This is a genomic window from Pseudanabaena sp. FACHB-1998 (assembly GCF_014696355.1).
Lineage (GTDB): Bacteria > Cyanobacteriota > Cyanobacteriia > Pseudanabaenales > Pseudanabaenaceae > Pseudanabaena.
In genome coordinates this window covers 109,251-120,187 of record NZ_JACJQA010000028.1, presented here as the reverse complement: position 1 = coordinate 120,187, position 10,937 = coordinate 109,251, and the positions used below count along the sequence as shown (strand labels likewise).

At 40.6% G+C, this 10,937-nt stretch carries 12 protein-coding genes; 6 read left to right on the top strand and 6 right to left on the bottom strand.

What is annotated here, in order from left to right; all coding sequences use genetic code 11:
• Positions 1–19: 19 nt before the first annotated feature.
• Complete coding sequence (locus H6F42_RS12015) at positions 20–256, bottom strand: NifU family protein (RefSeq protein WP_094536202.1); 237 nt, start codon at positions 254–256, stop codon at positions 20–22.
• Between the two features lie 128 nt (positions 257–384).
• A complete protein-coding gene (gene sufR, locus H6F42_RS12010) occupies positions 385–1,128 on the bottom strand; it encodes an iron-sulfur cluster biosynthesis transcriptional regulator SufR (RefSeq protein ID WP_190399603.1) in 744 nt (247 codons plus the stop codon).
• Positions 1,129–1,413: 285 nt separating this feature from the next.
• On the opposite strand from sufR, the gene sufB reads away from it, so the two are divergent.
• The 5 genes from sufB to sufD all read left to right on the top strand — a co-directional run bounded on the left by sufB (position 1,414) and on the right by sufD (position 6,081).
• Positions 1,414–2,850, top strand: coding sequence for a Fe-S cluster assembly protein SufB (sufB, locus tag H6F42_RS12005; RefSeq protein WP_190399602.1), 1,437 nt, complete (start codon positions 1,414–1,416; stop codon positions 2,848–2,850).
• 47 nt (positions 2,851–2,897) lie between these two features.
• The gene (locus H6F42_RS12000; protein WP_190399601.1) at positions 2,898–3,323 is read left to right on the top strand and encodes a DUF29 family protein; all 426 of its coding nucleotides are present in this window, start codon (positions 2,898–2,900) and stop codon (positions 3,321–3,323) included.
• Positions 3,324–3,346: 23 nt separating this feature from the next.
• A complete protein-coding gene (locus H6F42_RS11995; protein WP_190399600.1) occupies positions 3,347–3,619 on the top strand; it encodes a type II toxin-antitoxin system HicB family antitoxin in 273 nt (90 codons plus the stop codon).
• A gap of 279 nt (positions 3,620–3,898) precedes the next feature.
• Entirely contained in the window at positions 3,899–4,681 is a 783-nt protein-coding gene (sufC, locus tag H6F42_RS11990; RefSeq protein WP_190399599.1) for a Fe-S cluster assembly ATPase SufC, read from the top strand.
• Entirely contained in the window at positions 4,681–6,081 is a 1,401-nt protein-coding gene (gene sufD / locus H6F42_RS11985) for a Fe-S cluster assembly protein SufD (RefSeq protein WP_190399598.1), read from the top strand. The genes sufC and sufD overlap by 1 nt, the downstream gene beginning before the upstream one ends.
• 37 nt (positions 6,082–6,118) lie before the next feature.
• Here sufD and H6F42_RS11980 read toward each other — a convergent pair whose 3' ends face one another.
• A complete protein-coding gene (locus H6F42_RS11980; protein ID WP_190399597.1) occupies positions 6,119–6,934 on the bottom strand; it encodes an FAD-dependent thymidylate synthase in 816 nt (271 codons plus the stop codon).
• 479 nt (positions 6,935–7,413) lie between these two features.
• On the opposite strand from H6F42_RS11980, the gene H6F42_RS11975 reads away from it, so the two are divergent.
• Positions 7,414–8,376, top strand: a complete 963-nt coding sequence (locus H6F42_RS11975) for an exopolyphosphatase (RefSeq protein WP_190399596.1) — start codon at positions 7,414–7,416, stop codon at positions 8,374–8,376.
• On the opposite strand, the gene rdgB is transcribed toward H6F42_RS11975, so the two are convergent.
• From rdgB to H6F42_RS11960, 3 genes are all read right to left on the bottom strand, one after another.
• On the bottom strand, positions 8,336–8,947 hold the full coding sequence (rdgB, locus tag H6F42_RS11970; protein ID WP_190399595.1) for an RdgB/HAM1 family non-canonical purine NTP pyrophosphatase: 612 nt from the start codon (positions 8,945–8,947) through the stop codon (positions 8,336–8,338). The genes H6F42_RS11975 and rdgB overlap by 41 nt on opposite strands.
• A 223-nt stretch (positions 8,948–9,170) precedes the next feature.
• Positions 9,171–10,331 carry a hybrid sensor histidine kinase/response regulator gene (locus H6F42_RS11965; protein ID WP_190399594.1) on the bottom strand — a complete coding sequence of 387 codons (1,161 nt, stop codon included), beginning with the start codon at positions 10,329–10,331 and terminating at the stop codon, positions 9,171–9,173.
• Between the two features lie 301 nt (positions 10,332–10,632).
• Positions 10,633–10,860 carry a DUF167 domain-containing protein gene (locus tag H6F42_RS11960; RefSeq protein WP_190399593.1) on the bottom strand — a complete coding sequence of 76 codons (228 nt, stop codon included), beginning with the start codon at positions 10,858–10,860 and terminating at the stop codon, positions 10,633–10,635.
• Between the last annotated feature and the right edge of the window lie 77 nt (positions 10,861–10,937).

Sequence of the window (10,937 nt, the reverse complement as noted above, 5' to 3'; positions counted from 1 at the left end):
TTTATCCCAATGGCGATTTTTAGAAAACCTGTTCGATTTCATCAATTTCAGGAATCTCTTCTTTTAACTTGCGCTCAATACCCATTCTGAGAGTCATTGCTGAACTAGGACAAGAACCACAAGCACCTTGCAAACGTAATCTCACAATTGGTCCTTCGATTTCCACAAGTTCCACATTGCCTCCATCAGACATCAAATAGGGACGCAATTCATCGAGAACATTCTCAACATTATCTCTGGTTAAAGTTAAACTCATATTTTTTCCTTGATTTATCTCAAAACTACTAGGGTTAAAGAATATGACGCAAAATGTCACATTCTCTGTAAACCATAACTACTAATATCTATGCTAATCGAAATCATCTCTATTTGTGAAGTTATCCGCTAACAGCTAACACCTTGCTCTCGAATTAAATATCCACAACGATGTTCGCCATCAACCATCCAGTGAGTTCGCTCCACTGGACAATCTAGTACCGTCGCAAACATTTCTAATTCATGCCCACAAACACTAGGAAAAGATTCCGCCACATGGGCGATCGCGCAATTATATTCTGTAAAAATAAAGCTTTGATTTTTTCCTTCTACAGGAAACCATTCCGTTACATAACCTTCGGAACGGCGGAGCTCAGCTAATTTCTCTAGTCTTTGTTTTAGCGAACCTCTTCCAAGTTGCGATTTATAATTTTGGGCTTTGCGTTGCCATTGCTTTTGCAACACCTCAGATACTTGCTCTTTGCCTAAGGTATCGATCAGCGTATCTAAGAAATTTACGGCAAATTGATTATAACTATCAGGAAAGCGATCGCGTCCCGCCACCGTTAGAGCATAAATAAATTGAGGACGACCCATGCCCATTTGCTCAGCAGTGTGGTAAATCAGCCCCTCAGCTTCTAAATCTTTTAAATGCTTCCGAATTGCTTGGGGACTAATATCTAGCCGATCTGCCAAATCTTGGGCGGTCACTTCGCCGCGCTTTAGCAAATGCTGCAAAATATCTTGCTTAGTGTCATGTTTAGTTTCAGGCTTGGCATCGCTTTTATCTACGCTTTTGTCTAACTGATGATCTTCAGGATCTAGCTTTAAGTTTGGCGTAATCATCTCAGCAACGCCGATGGGAGTTTTCATGAAATAAGCTCCTGATGGCAATTCGAGCAGTTGGTCATATAAGCAAAACCCAAGAGAAAATTGCGATGCTTCGCATCGCAATTTTCTCTTGGGTTTTGCTTGATGTTAATGACCATGGTTATGTGCCGAAGTTGTAAGTTTATAAAAAAATTGACTTTGACAACTTGTATGTTGCTAATGTACCGTACAATGAGTAAAGAAACAAGCAAGTTGTTTTAGTAAGAACATTTCTTATGCTTTGCATAAAAAATATTCAAAAGTTAATCACTAGGAGCCTTAACTGACATGACTGCAACGGTTCAAGCACTTGTCAACCAACCATACAAATACGGATTTGTTACGTCCATTGAGTCGGACACGATTCCTCGCGGGCTTAGCGAAGATGTCGTCCGCATGATTTCGGCTAAGAAAAATGAGCCAGAATACATGCTGGAATTTCGTCTCAAAGCGTATCGACAATGGTTAAAGATGCAAGAACCGACTTGGGCGCATGTGGATTATCCTGCGATCAATTATCAAGATATCGTTTACTATTCTGCACCTAAGCAGTCCAAGAAAAAAGCAAGCCTCGATGAGGTCGATCCCGAATTGCTGGACACCTTCGAGAAGTTAGGTATTTCTCTAAATGAACAAAAACGTCTCGCTAATGTTGCCGTTGACGCAATTTTTGACAGCGTTTCTGTCGCCACTACCTTTAAAAAAGATTTAGCCAAAGTCGGCGTAATTTTCTGCTCGATCTCGGAAGCGATGCATGAGTATCCCGAACTAATCAAAAAATATTTGGGTAGCGTTGTCCCGATCGCTGACAACTACTTCTCAGCACTAAACGCCGCCGTATTTAGCGATGGTTCCTTCGTCTACATCCCCAAAGGCGTGAAATGTCCAATGGATTTGTCCACCTATTTCCGCATTAACAATGGTGACTCTGGACAGTTTGAGCGCACCCTGATCGTTGCCGAAGAAGGAGCTTATGTTAGCTATCTTGAAGGCTGTACTGCGCCGATGTTTGATACTAATCAACTTCACGCCGCAGTTGTCGAAATCGTCACCCTCGATGACGCGGAAGTAAAATATTCCACTGTGCAGAACTGGTACGCTGGCGATAAGAATGGCAAAGGCGGTATTTATAACTTTGTAACTAAGCGTGGTTTATGCCAAGGCAAAAACTCGAAAATCTCTTGGACGCAAGTAGAAACTGGTTCGGCAATTACTTGGAAATATCCTAGTTGTGTATTAGTCGGTGAAAATTCCGTTGGTGAGTTTTACTCGGTTGCTTTGACTAACAACAAGCAACAGGCTGATACAGGCTCAAAAATGGTGCATATCGGCAAAAACACCCGCAGCAAGATCGTTTCTAAGGGTATTTCCGCTGGTGGTTCCCAAAATAGCTATCGCGGCTTAGTGAAGATTTCACCAAAAGCAGAAGGCGCAAGAAATTATTCTCAATGCGACTCAATGCTAATCGGTGATTGCTCACAGGCGAATACTTTCCCCTATATCCAAGTCCAAAATAATACGGCAAGGGTTGAGCATGAAGCCTCAACTTCTAAGATTGGCGAAGAACAACTCTTCTATTTCCAACAACGCGGTATCGCTGTAGAAGATGCGGTTTCAATGATTATTAGCGGCTTCTGTAAGGAAGTATTCAACGCTTTGCCGATGGAATTTGCAGTTGAAGCAGACAAGCTCTTGGCTTTGAAGTTAGAGAATAGTGTGGGTTAAAATAGAGTTGACGCTTTGCGTCAACTCTATTTGTGAATTACAGAATTATGGAAGAACTCATAGAACTGCGATCGCTAATTCAGAGAGGAGATACCCAATCTGCTCTGATGCTGATCGATGAGCTAGAAGAGATGAGCAAAGACGACAAGATTAATAAAATCCAAAGTTATGCTGTGATTCTTTTACTACATCTTATCAAGCAGTCTGCTGAAAAGCGTTCTACCAGTTCTTGGGATGTATCAATCCGTAATTCTATATTCTCAATCCAACGCACAAACAAACGACGGAAGGCTGGCGGTAATTATTTAAGTGATCGCGAATTGCAAGAAATTCTCGAAGAAGCATATGATCGCGCTTTAGACAATGCTCGACTAGAAACTTTTGGCGGTGCTTATGATGCGATCGCCCTTGGTAAAATGGTGAATCAATCGGAGATCTTGAAACGCGCTATGCATTTATTAACAACAATTTAAACGAGAATATACAGGTGTTTGATATGGCGGTTAAATTTATTCTTAGTGATTATGTAGAGCAAGCTCTCAGACAAGCAACATACGATAAGCTAGAGGATAACTCGTTTGTTGGACGTATTCCAAATTGTCATGGTGTAATTGCTTTTGGCGAAACCTTACGAGAATGCGAATATGAAGTGCAATCTGTATTTGAAGACTGGTTATTTTTAGGTTTAAAGCTAGGTCATCATTTACCGATCATTAGTGGGATTGATCTAAATCAGGAGCTAAAAAGTGAGTCGATTAGCGCCATGTAAGCGTAAAGAATTTATCCGAAAGCTACAAAAACTTGAATTTGAAGGCGTATTTTCTGGTACAAGACATCAATTTATGATTTATAAACAATGTCGGCTCACAATCCCCTCAAATTTAGAATATTCCGTTCCACAGCTAAAAATGATGATAAAGGAAATTGAAAATATCTTAGGTAGAGAAATCACGATTGATGAGTGGAATAACTTGAATTAAAGTGTTCTAACGTATTTATCTGGAACGAAAAGCATTACAATTGAAGTTAACTGTTAAGAGAAACATAGATGATTGTTGAAAATAGTGAAGTGATTTTATCGGTCAAGGATTTGACTGCGGAAGTTGGTGGAGTTGAGATTCTTAAAGGACTAAATCTCGAAATTAAAGCTGGTGAAGTTCATGCGATTATGGGACCAAATGGCTCGGGTAAAAGCACCTTCTCCAAAGTATTAGCGGGACATCCTTCCTATACCGTCACAGGTGGTGAGATTTGGTATAAGGGCAAAAATCTCTTAGATTTAGAACCTGAAATTAGATCTAGAGAAGGAATATTTTTAGCTTTTCAATATCCACTGGAAATTCCAGGGGTAACTAATTCTGATTTCTTACGTTTGTCCTATAACAATTTGCGAAAGCATAAGGGCTTAGAAGAGTTAGATATTATTGATTTTGATGACTTTATTCAAGAAAAGTTGGAAATCGTAGAAATGAATCCTAGCTTTTTGAGTCGTAGTGTCAACGAAGGATTTTCGGGTGGCGAAAAGAAACGCAATGAAATTTTGCAAATGGCAATTCTTGACCCCACTTTAGCGATTCTGGATGAGACTGATTCAGGGCTAGATATTGATGCATTGCGGATTGTGGCGGGTGGTGTAAATAAGCTTTCCACACCTCATAATTCTTCACTAGTAATTACCCACTATCAGCGCTTGCTCAATTATATTATTCCTGACTTCATTCATGTTATGGAAAATGGCAAGATCATCTTGACTGGTGATAAAGACTTAGCGCTAGAGCTAGAAGAGAAGGGCTATGACTGGCTCAAAGAAGAAGAGGCGGTGTTGGCATAATGGCTATACAAGTTTCTGAACAATTGGAAGATCAAGCAGAATTTAAGGGTGCGTTAAGTACGCGCAGTAAGTTGGCTGTAAATAGCGAACAATTTACAAGTCAAGTTGTGGAGCTAAGTTCCGATATTGCTAGTCCTGACAAGGAGACTAGTGATTTTGTGGGCAAACTGCGTCAATTGGCTAGCGATCGCCTAGAAACCCTTGCTTTTCCCACCACAAAAGATGAAGAATGGAAATATACTGATGTTTCAGCTTTGGGGAGTTTGACTTTTGCTAATCAACAAGCGATCGCTTCCCGTAGTGCTAATCTTGAAGCCTTAATTGCCAATAATATCGCCCCAGAATCTTTAGGGAATTGTCTGGTATTTGTCAATGGAAAGTATCGCAAAGATTTATCAGATGCTAGCGATGTAACTGAAGGCTTGGTTATTGGTACACTAACCACCCTTGGTGATCGCATTTTGCCGAAGTTGCGCTCGCACCTCGCACAGCATCCCGATGCTAATGATTATTTTGCGAGTCTCAACACGGCTTGTATGGAAGATGTCGCCATTATTCTCGCCCCTAAAAATCTGGTGGTTGATAATCCTGTGCAATTGATCTTTATTTCTGCTCCCCAATTAGGAGAATCAACTTTAATTACCCAGCCTCGTTGTTTGGTAATCGCTGAATCCCACAGTGATTTGACCTTTGTGCAAACCTTTGTTGGTGAGAATCAACAAGTCTATTTCACTAATTCGGTGACAGAAGTTTGGCTAGCGGAAGGCGCTCAGGTCAATCATACGAAGGTGCAAAGACAAGGCAATGAATCAATTCATATCAATACCACCGCGATCGCTCAAGCCAAGAATAGCGTCTATAAAAATCAATCAATTAGCTTTGGCGCAAAAATTTCGCGTCAGAACTTGATTGTGCAACAGATGGCAGCACAAACGGAGACTTCGCTCACAGGGCTAGCCTTTCTTGATGGAGAACAGCTTGCCGATACTCATTCTGTAATCTCTCACAACTATCCGCACGGATCGAGCAAGCAACTGCATAAATGCATTGCCGATGGACGTTCCCATGCGGTTTTTAATGGCAAAATTCAAGTTGCGAAGCTGGCTCAACAAACAGATTCCGCACAGCTAAGCCGCAATCTGTTGCTATCGGGTAAGGCGCGAGTGGATACTAAACCGCAGTTAGAGATTTTTGCGGATAATGTCAAATGTGCTCACGGTGCAACGGTTAGCCAATTGGATGCTGAAGAAATCTTCTATCTCCAAAGTCGGGCGATTGACGCTGAAAGTGCGGCGAATCTGCTTACCTATGCCTTTGCAACGGAAGCAATTTCCCAAATTCCGATTGTATCAATCCAGCGATCGCTTAGTAACTTTGTACTTGAGAAAACCAAATCTTAAATGACTGACAAAAAAGCGGTGCATTGCACCGCTTTTTTTATTGAATATTTCGTTCTATATCAAAACGATAGGACTGAAAACCTGTGAAATTGGCGCGTTTTTCAGAATCTGCAAGAGCGATCGCTACATGCTCAAAGGGAGAGAGATGAGCAGGCTTAGAAGTTAAGAGGCGATCGTGCAATTTTACATCATCCGCCAAACTCCTGACCCCATCATGATTGAGATAACTAACTCGCGCACAGCGACCCACCGCAACTTTAATTAATTCATTAATATCACTGATTTCATCCATGTCATCTTGCTTAATTAGGGGCAAATGCCATTTTCCATTGGCTAACTGCTGGGGCTTACTCCTATCATAGGCAGACTTCATTTTATTGGCGAGGGCTTGAATTTCTGGCTGCGCGTCTGGATGACAGCGCTGATTGAAAAAGTTTTGAAACTCTGTTCCTGAACAAATTACGGTAATTGTGGAAAATGGTTCAAGCAAACGATTGACCACCTGCTTATGAATTCCAATTTCTACTAGTCGCCTTGCATGACGGATGGCATCGTTTTTGGCTTGTTGCCAGACTTCAGATGCAGCTTGCATATCCGCTTCACTAACTTCCGCTTGGGCGGACATGCCCTTTTGATTTTTGCCCCAATGTAATGGATAAACTTCCTGACTTTCGACAAGTTTGATCATTTTTTCGACAGGAATAGCGCGACTGCTGCTGCTGTTTTTGCTAAGCATTCGATGCGTCATAAATTCTGAGTGAATCATGCGGTGATAGGTCAAGACAAAAGTTGTCAAGCGATCGCCCGCTAAATTGACGCTATCAGCGATGATTTCTGCTTGGGGCTGGAACATAATCTAAATTTTTATTGCTGGTGATTGAGGATATCTCTATCGCCAAGTTTATCAGGACATAAAACACTTTCTCTGGAAACCCAAATCAAGAAAACCGATGAAAGCATAGATTTGCCAGACTTTCATCAGTTTTCTTGACTTACAGTGCTTTGCGCTCAAATCCAAACCAAGATATTTTTTGAAAGTGTTGCTTTGCAACACTTTCAAAAAATATCTTGTGATTCGATTGCTCGGTAATTGCTGTAGGCTTCAGGAAAGGGCGTTATTGATTTTAATAAAAAATTAGCTTTTAAGTAACGTCAACTTTGATGAACCTATAAAGCCCAAAAGCCAAGTGACAGCGCGAAGTGTTGGCACTTAGCTTTTGAGTTTTGAGCTACGATAAATTGCCCCAAAGGCGTATATCTCTGTTGGAAATTTACTGAAAACCGCTATAGTTATTGGCAGAATGTAATATCTGCAATAAAGGGCATCATTTTATGTCAGCCGCAACAAAAAAATATCGATTGATCACCCGTAGCGATTTTGATGGTGTTGTCAGCGCAGTATTGCTTAAAGAATTAGACATGATCGACGAAATCCTATTTGTCCATCCCAAAGATGTGCAGGATGGCAAGGTAGAGGTCTGCGATCGCGATATTTTGACCAACTTGCCTTATACCGAAGGAGCCTACCTCGTTTTCGATCACCATATGAGTGAAACGATGCGGGTTTATGACACTCCCGAAAATCATATTATTGAAGGGGAAGCCCCTTCCGCTGCCAGAGTTGTCTATAACTACTATGGTGGCAAATTAAAGTTTCCGCATATTTCGCAAGCAATGATGCAAGCGGTGGACAAATGCGACTCAGCCCAATTTGATATTGATGATGTTCTGCATCCCAAAGATTGGGTATTGTTGAGTTTCTTAATGGATTCTCGCACAGGATTAGGCAGATTTCGAGAATTTACTATCTCTAATTACGCTTTAATGATGGAGTTAGTAGAGGCTTGCCGTACTAATTCCATTGAGGAAATTATGGAACTTCCCAATGTTAAAGAACGGGTAGAACTTTATTTGATGCAACAGGAAATCTTTAAGCGACAAATCCAAAACTGCGCGGAAGTGCATGACAAACTGGTTATCGTGAATTTGCAAAATGAGTCAACCATTTACGCAGGAAATCGGTTTATGGTCTATGCCTTATATCCTGAATGTAATATCTCCATGCATATTATGTGGGGAAGGCAGAAACAAAACACGGTATTTGCGGTGGGCAAATCCGTTCTCAATCGTACCTGTCCTGTCAATGTGGGGGAATTGATGTTGAGGTACGAAGGAGGGGGACATGTTAATGCGGGTACTTGTCAAATTGCCAATGATGAAATGGAAGAAGTCAAGCAGGAATTGATTGATATCATTACGCGGAATAATGTGATTCAACCAATGTTTCTAGCTTAGAGCGGAGAATTGCTAGAGCCTTGGCTCGATGGCTAATTTTAGCTTTCACTTCTGGCAAAATTTCGCCAAAGGTTTGCTGAAGTTCGGTTACTAAAAAAATGGGATCGTAGCCAAAGCCACCCTCACCCCTTGGAGATTCGCAAATTTCGCCTTTGCAAATTCCGATCGCATCGGCAGCGATCGCCCCATCGGGGGAAGCGATCGCGATCGCACAGACAAATTGAGCTTCGCGATTATCCGCATCCGTCAATTCTTGCAAAACTCGATTGATACGAGTTTGATCTGTCTCAGCATATCGGGCGGACATTACTCCCGGTGCGCCATTGAGCGCCATTATCTCTAAGCCCGAGTCGTCGGCGATCGACCATTCTTGAGTAGCGATCGCTACTTGAGAAGCTTTCAAATGAGCATTTTCTATAAAGGTTGAGCCAGTTTCTTCTACATCAATATCATCTGGTTTGGCGATCAGATCTACGCCTAAATCTGCTAGATAGGATCGGAATTCTTTTATTTTCCCAGCATTACCGCTAGCAATTACCAGTCTTTTCAATTGGGTCGAGCTATCAGACATTGTTTATACCATTATTTTTTATTTATAAAACTCATCTGGCATCTTACAACGCTTTGCGCTCAAACCAAAATCAAGAAATTTTTTAAAAGGCTTGCAAAGTAAGTCTTTCAAAAAATTTCTTGCTCTCTTCCCAGTCTAAAAATAGACATTAAAACCCAAGAATTAGCTATGCGGCGCGAAGCGCCGCATAGCTAATTCTTGGGTGGGAAGGGAGGATGATTCGTTAGCACGGTAAATGAGAGTCTTTGCAGGGTAACTTCCAACTAACCGTAGTTTCTTGTTTATAAATACTTGCAATTGAGAACTCACCACCATATTTCTCCACAAGCTTAGTCACAATTTTTAGTCCTAGTTCTGCCCCCTGCTGCTCATGTTGCTTACGCTCAAATTGCACGAATGCACCAACTTTAGAAATCTGTTCCTCTGTCATTCCCCACCCTTGATCAGCGATCGCAAAATGTATTTTCCCATCCACCCTATGACTAGTTAATTTAACAGGAGTACCTAATTTTGAGACCTTAAAAGCATTTTCTAAGAGTTCGCAAAGAATCAGCTTCATATCATGCTCACTTACGGCGACCTTTTCCTGCGTTAGTTCACAAATCAAATCTTCGATACGACCATCTTTTTTAGCCTGTTCCTGAGCAATGCTCAGAATAAATAGGCGATCGCATATTGGCTCTAGTGGATATTGCGGTTTATTATAAGAAACTTGATGAGGAGATATTTCTAAATAGGCATAATTTAAAAATTTACGAGTTAATTTTTCTAACCTTTTAGCAGATTCTTTAGCAAGCCAAAGAAATTCCTTAAGTTCCTCTCTTGTCATTGTTTCACATTCCTCAAGGAGAATATCAATAGAACCGATAATTCCATTTAGAGGTGTATTAAGTTCATGGGGAAGGGTCGAAACTAGGTTTCCGCTTAATTCACCAAGGCTATTTTGCAATATCTCAATGGTGTGATTTTGCATCTTAGAGAGATTTTTAATACTGTCGTACTGTTGCTTAAGGCGTATCATCGATCGCACTCTTGCTCTCAGTTCCGTACTATTGACAGGCTTGGTCACAAAGTCATCTGCCCCAGAATTAAGACATCTCGCTAAGTCTTCCTTACTATTAAGAGCAGTCACCATGATTATGGGTACACTTAGCCATTGAGGCATCGCTTTAATTTTCCGACATAGTTCTATTCCATCCATGCCGGGCATCATTACGTCTAACAAAATAATACTCGGATTGATTGCTTCAATAGAAGCGAGGGCTGATTCTCCATTGGAAGCATAATAAAGCTCATAGTCTTGATCGGACAAAAAAGTTTCAATAACATCAAAGTTATTAGGTTCATCATCAACGACCAAGATGTTATGGACTGGCGAATTCATGGTTTTTATCTTAATTATTCGGAGATCTAAACTTCTTCATCTTTATGTTAATTCAGATTAGCTCGATATTAATTTAAGATATAAAAAGAAATTTGTTGAAACTATCTTACTCTCTCCCCCGTGAATAAGACCAAATCACGAAAGTGTGCCAACACTTTTGTGATTTAAAAAACAAATCTAGTAAGATTTTTTAAATGAAGGAATGGCTATGCCATTTTTTCTTTGAAATAATAAGCGATGGGTGGCAAAGCCATCCATCGCTTATTATTCGTCACTTTTTTGAATTATATAAGGTCGTTAATTAATCATAATCGTCAACATTAACTAACTTATTTCGTCCTGTGAAACCGACCAGAATCGTAATATGAGATTTTGGTACGTCAAACTTTTTTGCTAATAATTCAATTAATTCTTTATTGGCTTTGCCATCAACAGGTGGGGATTTTAAATGCACTGTTAGGCTACCATCAGATTCTTCAATAATTGCTTGCTTTTTAGAATTAGGTTTAACCTTAACTGACTTTTTCATATTATTCCGACTGGTGGCACGAAGCCCCACCAATCGTTTTGTACGTTGCTATATTATCCAGTAAAGTTTTATTCCCT

What these genes read in the sequence shown, in the direction of transcription:
- sufB (WP_190399602.1), top strand. Translation starts at nt 1,414, where the DNA reads ATGACTGCAACGGTTCAAGCACTTGTCAACCAACCATACAAATACGGA.
- H6F42_RS11975 (WP_190399596.1), top strand. Translation starts at nt 7,414, where the DNA reads ATGTCAGCCGCAACAAAAAAATATCGATTGATCACCCGTAGCGATTTT.
- H6F42_RS11980 (WP_190399597.1), bottom strand. Translation starts at nt 6,934, where the DNA reads ATGTTCCAGCCCCAAGCAGAAATCATCGCTGATAGCGTCAATTTAGCG.
- H6F42_RS11995 (WP_190399600.1), top strand. Translation starts at nt 3,347, where the DNA reads ATGGCGGTTAAATTTATTCTTAGTGATTATGTAGAGCAAGCTCTCAGA.
- H6F42_RS12015 (WP_094536202.1), bottom strand. Translation starts at nt 256, where the DNA reads ATGAGTTTAACTTTAACCAGAGATAATGTTGAGAATGTTCTCGATGAA.
- rdgB (WP_190399595.1), bottom strand. Translation starts at nt 8,947, where the DNA reads ATGTCTGATAGCTCGACCCAATTGAAAAGACTGGTAATTGCTAGCGGT.
- H6F42_RS11965 (WP_190399594.1), bottom strand. Translation starts at nt 10,331, where the DNA reads ATGAATTCGCCAGTCCATAACATCTTGGTCGTTGATGATGAACCTAAT.
- H6F42_RS12000 (WP_190399601.1), top strand. Translation starts at nt 2,898, where the DNA reads ATGGAAGAACTCATAGAACTGCGATCGCTAATTCAGAGAGGAGATACC.
- H6F42_RS11960 (WP_190399593.1), bottom strand. Translation starts at nt 10,860, where the DNA reads ATGAAAAAGTCAGTTAAGGTTAAACCTAATTCTAAAAAGCAAGCAATT.
- sufR (WP_190399603.1), bottom strand. Translation starts at nt 1,128, where the DNA reads ATGAAAACTCCCATCGGCGTTGCTGAGATGATTACGCCAAACTTAAAG.
- sufD (WP_190399598.1), top strand. Translation starts at nt 4,681, where the DNA reads ATGGCTATACAAGTTTCTGAACAATTGGAAGATCAAGCAGAATTTAAG.
- sufC (WP_190399599.1), top strand. Translation starts at nt 3,899, where the DNA reads ATGATTGTTGAAAATAGTGAAGTGATTTTATCGGTCAAGGATTTGACT.